The 18,705-nt window shown below is 63.8% G+C and carries 19 protein-coding genes; 7 read left to right on the forward strand and 12 right to left on the reverse strand.

The genetic code is table 11. The annotated features are described in order from the left end of the window. Nucleotides 1-61: 61 nt before the first annotated feature. The 4 genes from ACT3UA_RS05310 to ACT3UA_RS05325 form a co-directional block, all read right to left on the reverse strand. Nucleotides 62-658 (reverse strand): hypothetical protein, encoded by a 597-nt coding sequence (locus tag ACT3UA_RS05310; protein ID WP_096284858.1) that lies wholly within the window; start codon nt 656-658, stop codon nt 62-64. A 360-nt stretch (nt 659-1,018) separates the two neighbouring features. Beyond that, a complete protein-coding gene (locus tag ACT3UA_RS05315; protein ID WP_176484120.1) occupies nt 1,019-1,585 on the reverse strand; it encodes an HIT family protein in 567 nt (188 codons plus the stop codon). A 23-nt stretch (nt 1,586-1,608) separates the two neighbouring features. After that, a complete protein-coding gene (gene thrS, locus ACT3UA_RS05320; protein WP_096284862.1) occupies nt 1,609-3,624 on the reverse strand; it encodes a threonine--tRNA ligase in 2,016 nt (671 codons plus the stop codon). Nucleotides 3,625-3,744: 120 nt separating this feature from the next. Further along, nucleotides 3,745-4,380, reverse strand: coding sequence for a helix-turn-helix domain-containing protein (locus ACT3UA_RS05325; RefSeq protein WP_444615660.1), 636 nt, complete (start codon nt 4,378-4,380; stop codon nt 3,745-3,747). A 79-nt stretch (nt 4,381-4,459) separates the two neighbouring features. Here ACT3UA_RS05325 and ACT3UA_RS05330 point away from each other — a divergent pair, with 79 nt between their 5' ends. After that, the gene (locus ACT3UA_RS05330; protein WP_444615661.1) at nt 4,460-5,956 is read left to right on the forward strand and encodes an MFS transporter; all 1,497 of its coding nucleotides are present in this window, start codon (nt 4,460-4,462) and stop codon (nt 5,954-5,956) included. A gap of 354 nt (nt 5,957-6,310) precedes the next feature. Here ACT3UA_RS05330 and ACT3UA_RS05335 read toward each other — a convergent pair whose 3' ends face one another. Together ACT3UA_RS05335 and ACT3UA_RS05340 are read right to left on the reverse strand one after the other, a co-directional pair. Then, nucleotides 6,311-6,538, reverse strand: coding sequence for a hypothetical protein (locus tag ACT3UA_RS05335; protein ID WP_096284868.1), 228 nt, complete (start codon nt 6,536-6,538; stop codon nt 6,311-6,313). Nucleotides 6,539-6,603: 65 nt separating this feature from the next. Further along, nucleotides 6,604-7,167 (reverse strand): hypothetical protein, encoded by a 564-nt coding sequence (locus ACT3UA_RS05340; RefSeq protein WP_444615662.1) that lies wholly within the window; start codon nt 7,165-7,167, stop codon nt 6,604-6,606. A gap of 162 nt (nt 7,168-7,329) precedes the next feature. Between ACT3UA_RS05340 and ACT3UA_RS05345 the strand changes: the two genes are divergently transcribed. Further along, complete coding sequence (locus ACT3UA_RS05345) at nt 7,330-7,770, forward strand: VOC family protein (protein ID WP_096284872.1); 441 nt, start codon at nt 7,330-7,332, stop codon at nt 7,768-7,770. A 31-nt stretch (nt 7,771-7,801) separates the two neighbouring features. Here ACT3UA_RS05345 and ACT3UA_RS05350 read toward each other — a convergent pair whose 3' ends face one another. The 4 genes from ACT3UA_RS05350 to ACT3UA_RS05365 form a co-directional block, all read right to left on the reverse strand. Beyond that, on the reverse strand, nt 7,802-8,410 hold the full coding sequence (locus ACT3UA_RS05350) for a GrpB family protein (RefSeq protein WP_444615663.1): 609 nt from the start codon (nt 8,408-8,410) through the stop codon (nt 7,802-7,804). A gap of 9 nt (nt 8,411-8,419) precedes the next feature. Beyond that, nucleotides 8,420-11,875 carry a DNA polymerase III subunit alpha gene (locus ACT3UA_RS05355; RefSeq protein WP_444615664.1) on the reverse strand — a complete coding sequence of 1,152 codons (3,456 nt, stop codon included), beginning with the start codon at nt 11,873-11,875 and terminating at the stop codon, nt 8,420-8,422. Between the two features lie 71 nt (nt 11,876-11,946). After that, entirely contained in the window at nt 11,947-12,261 is a 315-nt protein-coding gene (locus ACT3UA_RS05360; protein ID WP_096284878.1) for a DUF6504 family protein, read from the reverse strand. 355 nt (nt 12,262-12,616) lie between these two features. After that, nucleotides 12,617-13,543 carry a helix-turn-helix transcriptional regulator gene (locus ACT3UA_RS05365; protein ID WP_176484121.1) on the reverse strand — a complete coding sequence of 309 codons (927 nt, stop codon included), beginning with the start codon at nt 13,541-13,543 and terminating at the stop codon, nt 12,617-12,619. A 137-nt stretch (nt 13,544-13,680) separates the two neighbouring features. On the opposite strand from ACT3UA_RS05365, the gene ACT3UA_RS05370 reads away from it, so the two are divergent. The 4 genes from ACT3UA_RS05370 to ACT3UA_RS05385 all read left to right on the forward strand — a co-directional run bounded on the left by ACT3UA_RS05370 (nt 13,681) and on the right by ACT3UA_RS05385 (nt 16,632). Further along, complete coding sequence (locus tag ACT3UA_RS05370; RefSeq protein WP_096284882.1) at nt 13,681-14,124, forward strand: DUF1772 domain-containing protein; 444 nt, start codon at nt 13,681-13,683, stop codon at nt 14,122-14,124. A gap of 154 nt (nt 14,125-14,278) precedes the next feature. Then, a complete protein-coding gene (locus ACT3UA_RS05375; protein ID WP_096284884.1) occupies nt 14,279-15,364 on the forward strand; it encodes an S-(hydroxymethyl)mycothiol dehydrogenase in 1,086 nt (361 codons plus the stop codon). Continuing rightward, nucleotides 15,364-15,993, forward strand: a complete 630-nt coding sequence (locus ACT3UA_RS05380) for an MBL fold metallo-hydrolase (RefSeq protein WP_096284886.1) — start codon at nt 15,364-15,366, stop codon at nt 15,991-15,993. Before ACT3UA_RS05375 ends, ACT3UA_RS05380 begins: the two co-directional genes overlap by 1 nt. Before the next feature lie 102 nt (nt 15,994-16,095). Further along, nucleotides 16,096-16,632 (forward strand): hypothetical protein, encoded by a 537-nt coding sequence (locus ACT3UA_RS05385; RefSeq protein WP_444615665.1) that lies wholly within the window; start codon nt 16,096-16,098, stop codon nt 16,630-16,632. Here the strand turns inward: ACT3UA_RS05385 and ACT3UA_RS05390 are convergent. Further along, nucleotides 16,629-17,354, reverse strand: coding sequence for an SOS response-associated peptidase (locus ACT3UA_RS05390; RefSeq protein WP_096284891.1), 726 nt, complete (start codon nt 17,352-17,354; stop codon nt 16,629-16,631). The two genes, ACT3UA_RS05385 and ACT3UA_RS05390, sit on opposite strands and share 4 nt — an antisense overlap. A 148-nt stretch (nt 17,355-17,502) precedes the next feature. Between ACT3UA_RS05390 and ACT3UA_RS05395 the strand changes: the two genes are divergently transcribed. Continuing rightward, the gene (locus ACT3UA_RS05395; protein WP_096284893.1) at nt 17,503-17,781 is read left to right on the forward strand and encodes a glutaredoxin domain-containing protein; all 279 of its coding nucleotides are present in this window, start codon (nt 17,503-17,505) and stop codon (nt 17,779-17,781) included. A gap of 95 nt (nt 17,782-17,876) precedes the next feature. On the opposite strand, the gene ACT3UA_RS05400 is transcribed toward ACT3UA_RS05395, so the two are convergent. Continuing rightward, nucleotides 17,877-18,614 (reverse strand): lipoate--protein ligase family protein, encoded by a 738-nt coding sequence (locus ACT3UA_RS05400; RefSeq protein ID WP_255248384.1) that lies wholly within the window; start codon nt 18,612-18,614, stop codon nt 17,877-17,879. Between the last annotated feature and the right edge of the window lie 91 nt (nt 18,615-18,705).

Consider the following 18,705-nt stretch of genomic DNA (forward strand, 5'->3'; position numbering starts at 1 on the left):
CAGGTAGATTCATCCCCTAATTATCGGTTAGTGCGTAACATTGAGATTCCACGTTTAAGCACTAGTCAACACGTTTTTTGAATGGGACTTTAGGCTCGGCGTCCAGGGCGTCCGCAACCCGGTATTTTTCCGGCTGTCCGCTCCCTTCAGGATTTGCCCGCTCCAGGCGCGCCACCTCAGCGGAGATATGTCGCAGCAGCGGCGCATCGTTGCCAATATCCGCTGCCACCGAACGCAGTTGCCCTGCGTAGGCCAGAAGGCGCGAGGTGTAGCGCTTGGTGAAAGAGGGATCCGGATCGCTGGCGCGGCGATGGGTCGATTCGAAGTTTTCGGCCAGCTCCTCGACGGCTGGCTCCACTGAGTCCAGTACCTGCAGCAGTGCGCGATCCGCCGCCTGCGGGATCGCGCACAGACCCAGCTGGTAGAAGTGCCGGGTGCGCACCGCGGCCGCTAGGCGCTCCAGCGGGCTGAGTGTTTCCAGCCAGCCGCGCAGGAACTTGTCGCACGCCTCGTCGTAGTCAAATTGCAGCTCTTCGAGCAACTCGATCAGGGTGCCGATGGAATACCGCGCGGCGCCTTGGACCGCGAAACGCATTTCATGCTCTGTCCCGCCGATGATCCAGGCACGCAGCTCCTCAAGGGTTCCGGTCGGTGTCATGGCGCGCACCCGGGCGGGAAGTCGCCACGATGCTTGGCGGATCCGGCGTTATCGCCCCAGGACAGGGCCGCGAGGTTTGCCACTTCGTGCTTGACCATTCTTGGCCCGCAGGACGCCTCCGGCATTTCGCGTGGCTCTGCGGCACTTGGCAGCGGCTGGGACGCAGCGCCGGCACTAGGGTTCATGGATTGCCTCCGGCGCTGCGGGTGGATCTTGAGCGGACAGCCTCAGTCTAGCTACGTAGCTGCGGATTTGATCCAGCAAATCACCAGATAAGGCGGGGCAGAACGGCATTAAAAGACTCGGGGCGGCAAGAACGATTCAACGTTCTTGCCGCCCCGGCTCAAGCAGTGGCGAATCCTAGGCTGGATTTTCACTTTCCCATGCGCCGGCAATGGCCTCGCGGACCTCGGAGAGGGTCTGCGGGATGGCCTTGGTCTGCGCGATGATCGGGAAGAAATTTCCGTCCCCGCTCCAGCGCGGCACGATGTGCTGGTGCAGGTGCGCGGCGATCCCCGCGCCTCCGGCTTCGCCCTGGTTCATGCCCAGGTTGAAGCCGGCTGGGTTGGAGACCTGGCGCAGCACGCGCATCGACTGCTGGGCCAGGGCCGCCATCTCCGCGGTCTCCGCCAGCGTGATGTCCGTATAGTTCGGCACGTGGCGGTAGGGGCAGACCAGCAGGTGCCCCGGGTTGTACGGGAACAGGTTCAGGATCACGTAGCAGGTTTTCCCGCGGTGCACGATCAGCGCTTCTTCATCGGTGCGCTTCGGACCGGCGCAGAACGGGCAGCTGGCCTCGTCCTTGACCTGGTCCTGCCCGCCCTTGATGTAGGCCATGCGGTAGGGAGTCCACAGGCGCTGGAACGAATCCGGCACGCCGGCGAGTTCAAAATCGTCGGTGACGGACCGATCTGCGTGGTGTTGCATACCCATGGACTCCCTTGCCCGTACTAGTTGCTGTTGTCGCGGCTCTTGATGGCCTCGACGATGCGGGCTACCGCGTCATCGACCGGAACCTGATTCTCCTGGCTGCCATCGCGGAAGCGGAAGGAGACCGCATTCGCGTCGGCATCCTCTCCACCGGCGATGAGCACAAACGGGATCTTGTCCTTGGAAGCGTTGCGGATCTTCTTCGGGAAGCGATCCGAGGAGTCATCAAGCTCCACGCGCACGCCCTGGGCCTTCAGCTTCGCAACAACCTCGCCGAGGTAGTCGTTGAATGCCTCGGCCACCGGAATGGCACGAACCTGGACCGGGGAGAGCCAGGCCGGGAAGGCACCGGCGTAGTGCTCGGTGAGCACACCCAGGAAGCGTTCGATGGAACCGAACTTCGCCGCGTGGATCATCACCGGCTCCTGACGGGAACCGTCGGCCGCCTGGTACTCCAGGCCGAAGCGGGCCGGCTGGTTGAAGTCGTACTGCACGGTGCCCATCTGCCAGGTGCGGCCGATGGCGTCCTTGGCCTGCACCGAGATCTTCGGGCCGTAGAAGGCCGCGCCGCCCGGATCGGCGACGAGCTCGACGCCGGATTCGGTGGCCACGCGCTCTAGCACCTCGGTGGCTTCCTCCCACTGCTCTGCGGTGCCGATGAACTTATCGGATTCCGGATCGCGGGTGGATAGCTCTAGGTAGAAGTCGTCCATACCGAAGTCGCGCAGCAGCGAGAGCATGAAGTTCAGCAGGTGCTCAACCTCGGCCGGTGCCTGCTCCTTGGTGACATAGGAGTGGCTGTCATCCTGGGAGAAGCCGCGCACACGGGTCAGTCCGTGGACCACGCCGGACTTCTCGTAGCGGTACACATGCCCGAATTCGAAGAGGCGCAGCGGCAGCTCGCGGTAGGAGCGGCCACGGCCACGGAAGATCAGGTTGTGCATCGGGCAGTTCATTGCCTTCAGCCGGTATTCCTGGCCCTGCTTGGTGATGTTGCCGTCCTCGTCGCGCTCCTCATCGATGTGCAGCGCCGGGAACATGGTGTCCGCGTAGTACGGCAGGTGCCCGGAGGTGTGGAAGAGCCCATCCTTGGAAATGTGCGGGGTGCCCACGTACTGGAAGCCCTCTTCGACGTGGCGATCGCGCACGTAGTCTTCCATCTCGCGCTTGATGATGCCGCCCTTGGGATGGAACACCGGCAGACCCGAACCCAGCTCGTCCGGGAAGGAAAACAGGTCAAGTTCCGCGCCGAGCTTGCGGTGGTCGCGGCGTTCGGCCTCGGCCAGGCGCTCCTGGTAGGCCTTGAGGTCTTCCTTGGTTGGCCAGGCGGTGCCGTAGATGCGCTGCAGCTGCTTGTTCTTCTCGCTGCCCAGCCAGTAGGCGGCGGCCGAACGGGTCAGCGCGAAGGCGTTCTTGATCAGCTTGGTGTTCGGCAGGTGCGGGCCGCGGCACAGGTCCTTCCAGACGGTCTCCCCGCTCTTGCGGTCGACATTGTCATAGATGGTGGTTTCGCCGGCGCCGACCTCGACGTTGACGCCCTCACCGGAGGTATCATCGGAGTCCGCCTTGGCCAGCAGCTCGCACTTGTAGGGCTCGTCGGCCATTTCGGCCTTGGCCTCATCCGGGGTGACCTCGCGGCGGGCGAAGAGCTGGTTCTGGTTGATGATCTTCTGCATCATCTTTTCCAGCTGCTTCAAATCTTCTGGGGTGAACGGCTCTTCGACATCGAAGTCGAAGTAGAAGCCGTCGGTGATGTAGGGGCCGATGCCGAGCTTGGAGTCCGGGCGCAGCTGCTGCACGGCCTGGGCCATGACGTGAGCGGTCGAGTGGCGCAGCACCTCCAACCCTTCCGGATCGCTGATGGTGACACGGGTGACGGTGGTGCCTGCTTCAAGCTCGCGGGCCAGGTCGCGCAATACGCCGTCGACGTGCATGACAACCACGTCTTTATCCTTGGCGTAGAACTGCAAACCGGTTGTTCCCGCGTCCACCTGGACCTGCTCGCCATCGATGGTGAGAGTGCGCTGCTCGCTCATGAGATCGGGTTCTGCCTTTCAATCTGTGATGGCTTCATAGCTTGTGGCATACCTTGGCCACAGCCAGCCATCATCCAGTTTAGTTCAGGTCGCCGACATAGCGTGCTTTCACTACAGGTTTTACGGCGTTTGATCCTCGCCATATGACTCATTCAACAAGGACTCCTCGGTGAACAGGCTCATGACATGCCACACCTGGCGTGATTCCACCGGCTGGGAGCTGGCGATCTTGCCGCTCTTCAAATCCTCGCGGAAGGCCGGGACCACCTCTTCCATCCGGTGGATGAGCTCTTGCATTTCATCCTGGGTGAGCATGAGATTGCTCGTTTGCATCTGCGCCTTGACCGGCCCGGGTCCCTGCCCCCGATAGTGCTGTTCGGCATGGCGCAAGGCAGCCTGGAGGCGCCGCTGCTCATCGTGGATGACCTGCCCCAGATATGCATCCATGGCGGTTCCGGTTTGATCTTCCGGCCGCTCCCCTACCTCGCCGGTGGTGTACCCGCGCGCCGCGGGCTTCCACACGCGATCCCGCTTGTCGCGAGCCAGCTCGGGGACTTCGACGATCATCTCGGCTTTGGCCAGCTCGCGCAGGTGGAAGCTGACCTTATTTGCCGGAATCCCCAGGGTGAGCGCCAGATCTGCCGCACGAGCAGTTTCCATGGCAGAAAGCGTGTCGAGAATCTGCCGCCGCAGGGGGTTGGCGATGGCTTTGAGCATGGGTGTAGTGAATGTGACCGGCGGCTCGTTGTGGCTCATGAGCACAGCATAGCAATTCCCCAATTTAAATTGCGCAAGTTCTATTGCGCAATATTATTTGCGGACTTATGGTTGATTCATGACGCTCACCCCAGCTCCGGATCTACCCGCCGTTGCACCCGAGGCCACTCGGCTTCCCCGGCTTTCCTCCCAACCTGCCTACCGGCGCTGGTGGGCCGCGGACACCTCGGCCCTGCTGGCCGGCGGCATCTACCAATTCGCCCTCCCCCTGCTGCTGCTCGCGGCCACCGGCTCCCCCGCCCAAGCCGGCGCATTGGCGGCGCTGGGGCTGCTCGCCCGCACGAGCCTGACCATGGCCGGCGGAGCGATGGCGGACCGGGCCGAGCGGACGCGGATGATCGTGCTCGGCGGATTGACCGGCGCGGCGCTCTCCGGGGCGTTAGCGGTGGCGGCCTGGACCGGAACTCTCGGAGCATCGCTCCTCTGCGTGGCTCATGTGCTGATGGAGCTGCGCTCGGGATACTTCTCGAGCGCCAGCAACGCCGCGTTGAAGGATGCGGTGCACCCCGGGCAATTAGGCCGCGCAATGGCGGCAAACCAGGGCCGCGATGCGACGCTGGCCCTGGCCTCGGCGCCGCTGGCCGGGATGCTCCTGAGCTTCGGCGCGGGCCTCACCTTGCTTCTGGTCAGCGTCCTGCAGCTCATCTCGGCGGTGGCCGGGCGGATGCTCGCCGCCCCGCTGCGCAGCGCCCGCAGCAGGCCCGGTGCCTCGAAGCAGCCCGCCGAGCGCATCGCCGGCGGAGTGCTGCCGGGGATGCGCTGGTGCTTCGCCCGGCCCCAGCTGCGGACCCTGCTCTTATTGATCGTCGTGGTCAACCTGGGCACCAACGGCGTTGCCACCACGCTGATTTATGGCTTGCAGCAGCGCGGCGAGGCTCCGTGGGTGATTGGGCTGGTCGCCACGTGCATGGGCGTGGGCATGCTGCTCGGCTCGCTGCTAGCCACCGGGCTGATCGACCGTTTCCGCACCGGCCCCTTGACCTGCTTCTGCCTCACAACGCTGGGGCTGGGCAGCCTGCTCCTGGGGTTCGGCTCCAGCCTGTGGTGGATGGGAGCGATGCTGGCGCTGTCCTTCCTCAGCGTGCCGGCGCTGAATGCCGGATCCGGAGGGTACTTCATGGCGGTGATCCCGGCAGAGATGGCCGGACGGGCCAGCGCGCTGGTGACCTTCATGGCACTCTCGGCCCTGCCGCTGGCGCCATTGTGCGCCGGTATCGGCATCCAGTGGCTGGGCATGGGACCCACGCTGATCTTCTTCGGCTCGCTGGTGATGCTCGCCGCACTGGGCGCGTGGTGCTCCCCGCTGATTCGCGGCATCCCCGGCACCGGGCAGTGGAATGAAGTCCAACTGGCAACCACCCCGGATAAGCAGGAGCGCAGCGCCGAGGCGCCGGCGGACGCCAACGCCGGCGACGGGTCCCACCGCACCGGTGCATCGCGTGGCGGCAAAGCACTGGCCCGCACACACCATGGACGTTTCCCCGATCCCTACGGCCAGCAGCCGCACACCACCCATCGCCCGCTGCCGCCGACCGAGCAGTGGAATTACCTGTAGAGAAGCTCGCGCAATTTATCCCACGCCGCCCGGCCGTTCCGTTGAGAGCCGGGAAAATTCGGGTACGGCGATGTAAAGCGGTCCCGCGCCAGCACGCTCTGGGATCCCAGGAGGAGGCAACGGTGTTCAAACCCGCATATGGGCGAGGTGCGCCGGTGGTCAATAGCCGTCTTCTCGGCGCGAACAATATTCAAATGCACCACAGCATAGTTCTCGGGCTAGCGGATTCAGGAAAGCATGGGCTTATTAACTCATTCGCTTTCCAGCAGGCGCCCTCGGTAGACAGCGAAGAGCTGGCACTTAGCCGAAGCGATATGCGATCCGTCGCGGCTTGTGCCGCTGGAGCCTCCGCTGCTAACTGGCTTTGCCGGAAGACACCACTTTGTAGTTGAGTAAGGCAGCGGTTCGCTCATTGTTTCCATCGCCCAGGGATTCATTCAGAGTTGCAATATCGCGTGCGCGATCAGCGAGGATATGGAAGCGGTTTTCCGGAAGCGGACGACTCAATACCTTGCCCTGTGCATTTTTGAGGACATAGAGGCCCTCGCCGACGGGAACCAGCGATGCCTCATTCTCAGCCATTGCCTCGGCACGTTCGCTTCTTGAGCCCCTGACCCGAAATCGTCGTGCGTCGTTGGCCGGTACCTTCATCTGGTCTCGTCCCCTTCCACAAAATTCATACTGTCAGTTGAACTGATTGTACTCGGCGGGCCTGTATTTTCATCGGGCGAATCCTCGATGTGGATCTCCATTTCGAGGTCCAGGAATCTTTCCATCAACCGTCGAACATATTTCTTCTCCTTGGACGGAACCTTCCAGAACCCTCGGGCTTTGACCCAATGAACAATCACCTCCCCTGGCCCACCTGCCACCCCGGGAGATTCTGGTGCCACTTGCAACTGAAGTAGCGCATGGGCTTCCCCGGCCAGCGGGGCATCCCGTTTATTTGCAAGGTTCACTGCATACTCGACCCGTTTCCACCATTGGTCCGAGTGATCGACGCGTAGCCGTAGCCACAAGGTCCCGAAGGCAGCTACTGCCACGAGCGCTGCGATCACTAGTGTGGCCGCTGGAGCTATGACTACTAGGAGCTTGGCCCAATTTGGCAGGGAGCTGGCAAATTCGTCCATACGCGTATCGTACGACCAAAATAGCGCAATGAACTCGTTTATCCACAGCACCAATAAGCCACGGTTCATGCCGTTCTCCAAGTGGTGACTTTGCGACTCAGGCTCCTATAGTGTGAAGGCCGATTCGCGATGCACTATCGCAACTCTGAAGTCACGCACGGACATGGGCATCGAAGCCACAAGGGCTTGGTGGAGAGGTTCCCAACTCTTCCGAAAGCCGGACGCGAGTCCTAGGCTTGAGCCATGAACAAGTCGGCCCCACCGACCATCAGCGCAATCACCCTCGGCGTGCGCGATGTCGGTGCTTCAACAAGGTTCTATACCGAGGGACTGGGGTTCGAGCTGGTCCAGCCGGCCCACCCGGAGATCGCGTTCGTCCGCGCCGGACACGGACTGATGCTCGCGCTGTGGGATGTCTCGCAGATGCCCAGCGAATACGGCAACATCGGCCACGGCGAGAAGGCTCCCCCGGTGTCCCTGGGCCACAATGTGCGCTCCGATACCGAGGTCGAACATCACTACCGGCGAGCGCTGGATGCCGGGGCCAGCTCGGTGTCCGAGCCGACGGTGCAGCCGTGGGGCGGGATGAGTGCCTGCGTAGCCGATCCGGACGGGTTCCGCTGGGATTTTGTGCATAATCCGTCGTTCGTCATTGGTGCAGACGGGCATGTGACGTCGGTATAGCGGCTGCGGCTTGCTTGGTGGCCAGTCTTCTTCAGTGCGAGCGCCGCGCATGGATGAACTCCGCTTTGCCGGCGAGGTAGCCGATGCGGTCCCCGGGGTTCTGCAACGCCACGCGCCGCTTGAGCGCGCCATAGGCTTCGCGTTCGGTTGCGTGCGTTCGCAGGTAGTTCCGAAAGGCCAGGTAGCTACTCCACTCCGCCGCCCCGTGCTCGATGACGTGGGCGTTGACCAGCCGGATTCCCGGTTCGATTTCGAATCCATACATCAAATCCGGGCGGCAGGCGTCCTTTTCACCGAGGCAGAGAAAGCCCAGGCTCAGCAACCACGGATGAATGCGGTCCAGATCTGCCTCCGCCTCGAACCCGATGGCGAGGTCGAGGATCGGCTTGGCGGCGAGCCCGGGAACGGCGGTCGAGCCGATATGCTCGATGGCCCCGATACCTGCGGGTCGGGTCGCGTTCAAGACGTTCGCCACACCGGCGAAGACCTCGGTCCAGCGCGGCGACGGCGCAGCCAGGGCAACGGCTCCGCGGCGCAGCCCGAGGTCCGCCGCGCTCAGGCTTGCCACCAGGGCCGGATCCAGCGGTTTGGGAATTTCCGTTCGCAGGCGCCGCGGCCGGTTGTCTGGACTGGTGCTCATGCAATGATCCTAAGCCCCGCGCTGGTCCAGCCCCTCGGCGTTCATGCGCTTGGCCAGTTCGCCTACGCTCTGCCCTCCGGTGGCGCCTTGGCCGAGTTTGGGCCGGTAGCTGGGTTGCGGGCGGGCCGCCGAGTCAAGGTACCCGGCGCCCGGCAGCGTGTCCGGGGCGTGCAGGTCCCAGGCGTTCAGCGCCTGCAGGGAGATGCCACGCGGGCCGGTGCGCCGGGTGATGCCGTGGATCAGCAGCATGCGCGTGGAGAAGAGCAGCGGGCCGGTGCGCTGCTGGGTGTCATCGAAGAAGGTGGCGTCCACGCAGCCGGTCCCGTCATCCACGGATATGAACACCACCCGCTTGCCTCCGCGCATCGGCGGGGTCTGCGTGGCGATGCGCACCCCGGCGACCAGCACTTCGGCGCCGTTGCGCAGGTGCAGCAGTTCCACCGCCTGGGTGATGGGCAGGTGGGCCAGGCGTGTGCGGTAGGAGGTGATCAGGTGTTCGCTCACGTCCAGGTGCAGCAGGTCCAGTTCGGTGCGCACTACCTCTTCGGTGCTCAGCTGCTTGCCGGTGGCCTTGATGTGCTCAATGGCGCCCAGCGGCAGGGCGAGCTGTCCGGGGCCGGGCCGGTATTTGACCGGGATGCTGGCGTGCGCCATGGACTGGGTGTGGGCGATGGTGTCCGCCCTGCTGGTGTCGGCAAGGAGCGAATCGAAGACGCCGAGCGCCGCGAGGTTCTGGTAGCTGCGCCGGGACAGGCCGGCGCGTTGGCGGACGTCCGCGAGGCTGTCATAGGGTTGCCCGGCGACCAGCCGGGTGACCTCGCGTTCGCTCAGCTGGTGGATGTCGCGGAAGGCCAGGCGGATGCCGTATTGGCCGGGGCGGATGGTTCCGGCGGCGCGCGGGACGATCGGGGTGCCGTGCACGGCATGTTCGAAGACGCGTTCGACTCGGTAATGGCCGGTGGAGCGGTTGACGTCCAGCGGGAGGATGGGAATGTTCATCCGGCGTGCCTCGGAGACCAGCAGGCGTTTGGGGTACATGCCCGGGTCGTGCTCCCAGATGCCGGCGAGGAACGCCTCGGGGTGGTGCGCCTTCAGCCAGGCCGAATGGTAGGTGGGTACGGCGAAGGCCGCCCCGTGGGCCTTGCAGAAGCCGAAGGAGCCGAAGCCTGCGAGCACCTTCCAGACCTTGTCGATGATCTCCGGCGCGTAGCCCTTTTGCGCAGCGCTGGTGCGGAAGAATTTTTCGACCGCGGGTTCCTGGGCCGGGTTGCCCAGATGCCGGCGGTAGACGTCTGCCATCCCCAGGGTGCAGCCGGTCATCACATGGAGCATGCGCAGCACCTGTTCGTGGAAGACGGTGACCCCATGGGTTTCGGCGAGCGCGGGCTTCAGATCCGGGTGCAGGAACTGCTCGGGAGCGAAACCGTGGCGGTGCTCCAGGTAGGGCTTGACCATATTCGATTGCATGGGTCCGGGGCGGAAGAGCGAGATGTCGATGATGAGGTCGTTGAATTCGGTGGGGGCGAGCTTGCCGATCAGTTCGCGTTGGCCCGGGGATTCGATTTGGAAGCAGCCCAGGGTGTGGGTGGAGCGGATCAGCTCGTAGGTGATCGGGTCATCGAGCGGAACGCGGGCGAAGTCGATCTGCCCGTCCGCTTCGATGTACTCCGGCTGCCGGTGTCCCCCGGCGCGGGCGACCGCCTGCTTCGAGGGATGCAGGCGCTTGATCTCCTCCAGCGTGTAGGCGATCGCCGATTGCATGCGCACTCCGAGCACGTCGAGCTTGATCAGCCCCATCAGGTCCATATCGTGCTTGTCGTACTGGCTCATGGGCAGCCCCATCCCGGAGGGCTGGACCGGGGTGCGGTCCAGCAGGCTCGCGTCGGAGAGGATCACCCCGCAGGGGTGCATGGAGATATGCCGCGGCAGCCGGTCCAGGCGTTCGGTCGCGTCGATGAGGATGTCCAGTTGCCCGTCGGAGGTGATGCGCTTGGCCAAGGGGGCGAGTTCCGGCTTTTCCTCCAGCGCCTCGCGGAAGGAGGAGGCGGAGAAGCGCCAGAGCTGCTTGGCGATCTCGTCGACCTGTTCCTGCTCCAGGCCGAGGGCGGCTCCGGCGTCGCGTACGGCGCCGCGTGCCCGGTAGGCGTTCTGCATGCTCATCAGGCTCACGCGCTCCTCCCCATAGGTGTCGAAGATCTTGTGATAGATCTCGTGGCGGCGCGCGGATTCCACGTCGATGTCGATATCCGGCAAGGTGGTGCGGGTATCGGAGAGGAAGCGTTCGAAGACCAGGTCGTGCTGCAGCGGGTTGACCTGGCTGATTCCCAGCAGGTAGTTGACCAGGGAGGAGGCGCCGGAGCCGCGGGCAGCCACCCGCACGCCCATGCCGGTGATCAGGTTGACGGTTTCGGCGACGGTGAGGAAGTAGCCGGCGAAGTCCAGCCTTTCGATCACCCCCAGCTCCAGGCCCAGCTGCTTTTCGATCTCGCTGCGCTTGGTGTTCGGCAGCAGACGCGGCGCGGCGGCGAAGACTCGTTCGGTCAGTTCCTGCTGGGCCGGACGGTGCAAGCCGATGATTGTCGCTTCGGGGATCACCGGCCGCTTCCAGCCAAGATCCGTATGCGCATCCAGCGCCGCCCAGTTAGCGAGCTGCTCGGTATTGCGCAGGAGCCTATAGGCCCAGGCACGTTCGGTCACCCGGGAGAGGTCTTGGGCTAGCTGATGCATCTGGGCCGGGGTTTTCAGCCATCCCTGCCCGGTGGGCTGCAGCTCTTCCAGCGCGCTGAGCCTGCCCAGCACCCGGGCCGAGTCGAGGATGTCGGCGGTGACCGCCCCGTCGGCGTCGGCATAGCGCACCGCGTTGCTGAGCACCGGGGCGATGCCAAGCTCCGCGGCGAAGCGCAGCAGCTTGCTGGCGAAGCCCAGGCTGTAGCGCTTGCCGGGTGCGGAGAGGTGGGTGGTGATTTCTGCGCGCAGCTGCCCGCCGGCCAGCTTCTTCCAGTGGGCCATCAGCGCTCGGGCCTGAGAGTACTTGCCGCGCTCGATGGCCCGCGACACGTCGGATTCGGCACCGAGCAGCAGCATCAGTTGCCCGCCGGCCAGCCGCTGCGCCAGGTCGGCTTGGCTCAGCCCGATGATTCCGCGCGGGTTCTGGTGCGCCGCGGAGACCGCGCGGCACAGTGCGGCGTATCCGCGTCCTTGGGTGTTTCCGCGGGCGAGCAGGATAATGCGTCCGTCGGGTTTTCCCTGGCTGTCAAGTACCGCGAGGTTCACTCCGAGGATCGGGCGCAGCCCCTCGGCGAGGCAGGCTCCGACATGCTTGACCGCGCCGAAGAGCCCGTCTCGGTCGGTGAGCGCCAGCGCCTCGGCTCCCTGCGCGCGGGCGGCGGCCGCCAGCTGGGGCGGGCTGGAGACGCCATAGTGCGCGCTATAGGAGGAGGTGACGTTCAGGTGGGTGAAGCTCATGGGCGGATCCTTCGAAACAGCGTAGGAATACCATTAGAACAAAGTTTCGAAAGATGTGCATTTATGCCCGGTCAGGCGCTGATCGGCAACTCCTGATTCACCCGGATCAGCCGCCAGCGCGTGGATTGCGGATCAAAACTGACGTCAATGCTCCGCGTGGGGCCGCGGCCCGCAGCTTGGGTGATCTCCAGCCGCCAGATCTCGTAATCCGCTAGTCCAGCGCCAATTCCGCGGGGTATGCGCAGGTTTTCGTCCCACCATTTGCGGCGTTCGAACCACCGTTGCGGCTCGGCGACCAGCCGATACTCGCAACCCTGCCAGGAAACCCGCAAAGGCACCCCGCTTGGGGCGCAGGAAACCTGGATCGACTCGGTAAAAATGCCCACGTGCAACTCCTTCAACCCTACTAACTCAATCTTATTCGAATACGTGTTCGAACAACAGCTACGCTAGTCAGCTCGACGGACACTTTAGCGTCGGGGAAGTATCAAAGCCCCGTCCACGTCTAGGGCTCTGGTGCTACGCGGGTCCGCGCCCTGAAGCACGCAAGTCCAGGGCAAGGAAAGCTCTGAGACGAAGTTGGCTACCGGCCCGAAAACTTTTACGGCCGCTGGCCTATTACCTAAAGTGAGACCCGTCCGACCGGGAAGGAACTCCACGTTCGTTGGCCCGTGGTTCACGCCGCCAAGTGGCGTACCTTGACGTTGCGCAGCGTGAGGAACGGTTGAGCCGGCGGAGGGTTCAACCGTTCCTACGGAGCATCCGAATTTCAGAGGGACTTGCCGAATAGACCCGACGAATGGCAGCGCTCAGGGCAAAAGAGGAGGAATACCCGACCTCACGGGCTATCTGCCCCAATGGAGAATTGGTGTTCTGCAGGGCATCCCAGGCCAGCGCCAAACGCAACCGGGTGAGGTATCCAACCGGTGGCATTCCCATGGCTTCATGAAACGCCGCGGAAAAGGCCGAACGGGACATGGCAGCGATCCCGGCGAGCAGTGCCACACTCCAGGGCTCCGCCGGATCGGACCACATTGCCCCCACCGCGGCTGAAATCCCCGGTTTTGCACCCGGGACCATGCCGGCCCCCGGCATTTGCTGCAGCACTTGGAGCGCGAGGATATCCAAAAGCCGATCCAAGACCAGCGACTGCACAGGCCCTTGCCGCTCGGCTTCAAGGTGCAGCAGCTCAACCCAATTCCAGAGCGCTGCATCCTCTATCAGGCATAGCGCTCGCCCCTCGCAGATCAGGTCGGTAATCGCACTGGTTGTGGTGAAGGTGCAGACCAGCAATTGGTCCGCCCCGTCGCGGGCGTTACCCCACGAACGGACGCCGTGGCGCAGCGTCTCAGTGACCGGCCGCGCCGCAGGGCCGAGGCATTGCTGGCCTGGTCCAATTAGGTATGTTTCAACGGCGGCGGCACGCGGCCGTGCGCTGTCAGCAAACACCCGATAGGGCGCCGTCCCGTGAATGACCACTAGGTTTCCCGGTTCGGCTTGGATCGTTGTTTCGCCTCGCTGCACCGCGCAAGATCCGCTACGCACCGCCAGGATTGTCAACGCGCAGCGATCTTGGACTTCGACTTCCCAGTCCCCTGCCATGCTCATGCGCAGGATGAAGCCATCACGGGCACGCGGCCCCGCCGGAAAGGCATGTTGAGCGGTCACTCCCTCAGATTGGACGATGACGCATGTTTTGTCGAGTTTCAAACATTCTGCATCTGCGATCCGTGCGCTTGAATGAATACCACGCATAGGAAAACGGCTCCCCTCCCAGCTCTCACACCCCGGTCAGGGACGGTGGCATGATCCCCGAATGGCTAGCGGCCACATTGCTCATAACAACTATTAGCAGCGCCGGGATTGTTGCAGGTTTTTATGCCGCCTTCGCGCTGACGGTCCTCCCGGCCTTGGCCTCGGTCCAGGATTCGGCAGCCGGCGACTTCATGATCTCGCTGAACCAGCACGCCGAACGTCCCGCTTTTCTCAGCTTATTTTTCCTTAGCCTCTTCGGCAGTCTCGGCTACACCGCATACGCCTTAGTGCAGGGCCTCCTGGTCCCTGCACTGGGCTCGGCACTGGTGCTGTCCGGAGCCCTGCTCACCATCTTCCTCAGCGTTCCCTTGAACCGGGCCCTGCAACGCGCAACGCTACCGTGGGCGCGCTATTGGCCCCGCTGGCACCGGGTTAATGTGCTGCGTGCAGCAGGCTCCGCGGCCGGATCACTGCTGCTCCTCATTACGGCCTGATCCGCCGCATCGCCATAGCCGAGCGCAGCGCGGTCGGTGCCCCGACTACGCCGCGCGCGAAACTTCTTACGTCACTGTGTCCCGAATACTCGATTAGCTTGGAGCACACCGATAGCATCAAGACACACGAACAATTAAACTCAGGAGCAAATCCATGCCGCATAAGGTCAAAGCCGTTATTTCCCGCGCCAAAGACGCCCCGGTAGAGGTCGTCGATATCATCGTTCCGGACCCGGGACCCGGAGAGGTCATTGTCGATGTACTGACCGCCGGTGTCTGCCACACCGATCTGCACTACAAGCTCGGCGGCATCGGCAACGACTACCCGTACCTGCTGGGCCACGAGTCCACCGCGGTAGTCAGCCAGATCGGTGAGAACGTCACCAATGTGGCCGTGGGCGACCGGGTAATCCTGAACTGGCGTGCGGTCTGCGGCCAGTGCCGCGCCTGCGCCAAGGGGCAGGCGCAGTACTGCTTCAATACCGCGAATGCCACCCAGAAGATGACTTTGGAGGACGGCACCGAGCTCTCCCCGGCGTTGGGCATCGGATCCTTCGCCCAGAAGACCCTGGTCGCCGCCGGGCAGTGCACCAAGGTGGACGAGGACGCAGACGCCGCCGCCGTGGGCCTGCTCGGCTGCGGCGTGATGGCCGGCATCGGTGCGGCCATGAACACCGGTGAGGTCAAGCGCGGGGAGTCCGTAGCGGTTATCGGCTGCGGCGGCGTGGGCGTGGCAGCGATCGCCGGCGCCAAGCTGGCCGGAGCGACCACCATCATCGCCGTGGACCTGAACCCGACGAAGCTGGAGACCGCCACGCAGCTCGGCGCCACCCACACCGTCGATTCCTCGAAGGTCGATCCGATCGAAGCGATCAAGGAACTGACCGGCGGCTTCGGCGCCGACGTGGTCATCGACGCGGTGGGCCGCCCGGAGACCTACAAGCAGGCCTTCTACGCCCGCGACCTTGCCGGCCGCGTGGTGCTGGTTGGGGTGCCGACCCCGGAGATGAAGCTGGAACTGCCACTGCTGGACGTCTTCGGCCACGGCGGCTCGCTGAAGTCCTCCTGGTACGGCGACTGCCTGCCTTCGCGCGACTTCCCGATGCTCGTTGAGCAGTACAAGCAGGGCCGGTTGGACCTGGATGCCTTCGTCACCGAGCGCATCAAGCTGGACGAGATCGAGGCAGCCTTCGACAAGATGCACGAAGGCACCGTGCTGCGTTCGGTGGTGGAGCTTTAATGAGCGCGCAGATCGAGAACGTCGTCACCTCGGGCACCTTCTCCCTGGACGGCGGCACCTGGGAGGTCGATAACAACGTCTGGATCATCGGCACTGATTCCGAGGTCATGGTCATCGACCCGGCGCATGACGTGGAGAAGATCCTCGAGCAGGTTGGCGACCGCGAGGTGATGGCCGTCCTGCTCACCCACGGACACGACGACCACATCCGCGCCGCGGTCGAATTCTCCGATGCGGTCGAGGCACCGCTGTACCTGAACCCGGCCGATACGATGCTCTGGGAGAACGTTTATCCCGAGCGCAAGGTGGATGCCGAAATCCAGGAGGGTGATACCTTCACCATCGGTGAAACGACACTGACCGCGCTGCATACCCCGGGCCACTCCCCGGGTTCCACCTGCTTCTACGCCGAAGATCTCGGTGTGCTGTTCAGCGGCGACACGCTGTTCCACGGCGGTCCGGGGGCTACCGGGCGCAGCTACTCCAGCTTCGAGACGATTATCGAGTCGATCCGCACCAAGCTGTTCGTCTTGCCCGAGCAGACCGTGGTGCACACCGGCCACGGAGATGCCACCACCATCGGCGCCGAGGCTCCGAATCTTGAAGAATGGATCGCGCGCGGGCACTAAACCGCGCAGCCTTCCTTGACTGCCGGCCAGCTTCCAAGCTGGCCGGCAGTTTTTAACTCCAGAGACAAGCGGTAAATGGCTGGACGTGGAAAGATGGTTCCCATGCCAGAATCTACAGCTCCGACACCGCGCAAGATCCCCGCGCTATCCTTCGGCCTCGGAATTCTCCTGCTGCTCGCCGGCAGCGCACTGCTCTGGTGGGACGGCCAGCAGGGGGTGACGATCTATTCCGGGTCCTATGTGTCGCTGCGCGAAGATACGTTTTACTTCGGGCCCAGCGCCACCATGCTGCTGGGACAGCTGCTGCTTGGCCTCGGGCTCGCCGGTTGCGGTGCGGGCTGCGGCTTTCTGCTCTCCCGGGGCACCTGGCTCGACCGGATGACACCCTGGATCCCGCTCGGCATCGGTGTGCTGCTGCTGATCGCCGGTGGTGGTCTGCTGTGGTGGGATAACGTGCAGGTGAAAACCTTTGGCTGGTTCGCCTACGCTCCGCTGAGCACCGCTGAGCTCCAAGGCCAGATCTCGGCGAGCGCCGCAGCGATTTTCGGAAAGTTCGCCTTGGGGTTCGGCTTCGCGATGCTGGGCGCCGGTGCCGGGCTGTCGCTCGGTCGGCGTGCCGCGCGGCGGGGCCAGGGCTAGAACAGCGACTTGTGCTCTTCGATGAGCTCTGCCGAATCATTGCGCACATTGCCTACCGCGGCGTCGACCTCGTACAGGCTCCAGGTGGAAGCCACGTCGTAGGCCTGCGCGCGGACCTCTTCGATCAGCCCCTCGCCGTCGGCTTCACCCGGGTTCAGCCAGCGGGAGAGCTGCTCCGGATCCAGCGGGATCGGCAGCCGGTCATGCAGCCCGGCAAGCTCGCCGAGCACCCCGGGTTCCTCGGCGGAGGGTGAATCCATGGTGAGGATCGAGGTGGACAGGATCCAGTCCCCGTTTTCGTCCTTCCACCATTCGTAGAGTCCGGCGAAGAACATCAGTTTCCCATCCTCGCGGTGCACAAAGAATGGCCGCTTCTTGCTGCCTTCCTTCTTCCACTCGTAGTACCCCTGCATCGGGACGGCTGCGCGACGCTTTTTGACCGCCGCTCGGAAAGTCGGCTTGCTGGCCGCGGTCTCGCTGCGGGCATTGAAGGCGCGCACCCCCACCGAGAGTTCCTTGGCCCAGCCGGGCACCAGCCCCCACCGGGCCACGTGGACCTGGCGGTGCAGGGCATCGTCGATCAGCCGCTCGAGCACGATCGGCACATCCGTGGTGGGGGCGACGTTCCATGAGTGGCGCAGCTGGAGATTGTCATCCGCCTCGGCTTCGGCCTCCGCAACAAGGTCGCCGATCGCCTTGGCCATGACGTAGCGTCCGCACATGATTTTCGCCTCTCTTCGAACCTATCCGGTGGGCACCAGTGTAGTCCGCGCCCGGAGCTTGGGTGCGGAGAAATAGCGCATCGCAAAATTCTTCTGGCCCGCGGGTGCAATGTGGAACAAATCGATAGCTCACGTGGTTGCATGAAGTATGAGCAACGAATTAAATCTTGAGAAGTATGTTCCTGCTGCGGGCGGGGTCACCATGTTCACCACCAGCTGGTGCGGCTACTGCCGCAACCTCAAGCGGCTGATGGATCAGAAGGGCGTGGCGTACACGGAGGTGAATATCGAAGACGTTGAAGGTACCGCCGAGATCGTGGAGTCCTTCAACGGCGGCAACCAGACCGTGCCGACCCTGATCTTCCCCGATGGCACTGCGGCTACCAATCCGCGCATCGAAGAAGTCGTCGAGCGCGTCGGCGCCTAAGGCCCTGCGGTAGACCGCACTAAACATTCGAAGCCCGGCGCTTTTCCCTCCTGGGAAAGCGCCGGGCTTCACTTGTTGCACCAGCTGAGAGGAGTCTAGGCCTCCAGCAGTTCGGTGTGCTCCCGGTAGACGGCGAGTAATGCCTCGATAAAGCTCTCGACGGTGACCGAGGAGACCAGATCGTCGCCGGCACCCACAGTGGAGGGCTCCATGGGGATTTCCATCGCCCGGTACACGGTGTCGAGCACCGCACGCAGCGGGGCGGAATCCTCGATGACAAAGACGCTGCTGAACAGCCAGGCCCCGGAGATCACCCGTTGCGCGGTACCGATAAGTTTTACCGGGACCTCGCTGCGTGACCCAGCTGTGGGCAGTCCGTGGACCGAGTAGTCCCCGGGGCAGTATTCACCCGGGATCGACCCCACATGCGCGTCAATCTTGAGCCGGCGAAAGGCTCGGGCGTAGAGGTCGGCAAAAACCTTAAAGCGTTGCTGCTGCCCGATAATCGCTTCGGCATGCGGTTCGATATGATCCACGATCAACGTGCCGCGATGATATGCCGCCGCCCGTCCCCCGGCCTTGCGCACCAAGGGGGCAAAGCCGCGTGCCTCAGCCGCCTCGGCCGCACGCTGAAACCCGGGCAGGCGGACATCGCGTTGGCCAAAGGCCAGCGTTGGATCCGGCCGATAGAAACGCAGCAGCGGGCCGCGCGTACCGCCCTGCACCTCGCGTAGCAGCTGAACCCCGCGCTCCAAGTCAGCTTCGGGATCCCCGCTGGCTTCCTCAAACTGGTAGGACAGCGGCGCGCTCGATTCGGGATTCCAAAGGGTCATATTCAGAGTCTAATTCAGTCCGCTTCGTACACCGGTTCACCAAGGCTGAAAAGATCCTTCGGGGGCTGTGATGAGAGGCTCAGAATTCGGG

The organism is Glutamicibacter sp. 363, from assembly GCF_052379505.1.
Taxonomy (GTDB): Bacteria; Actinomycetota; Actinomycetes; order Actinomycetales; family Micrococcaceae; genus Glutamicibacter.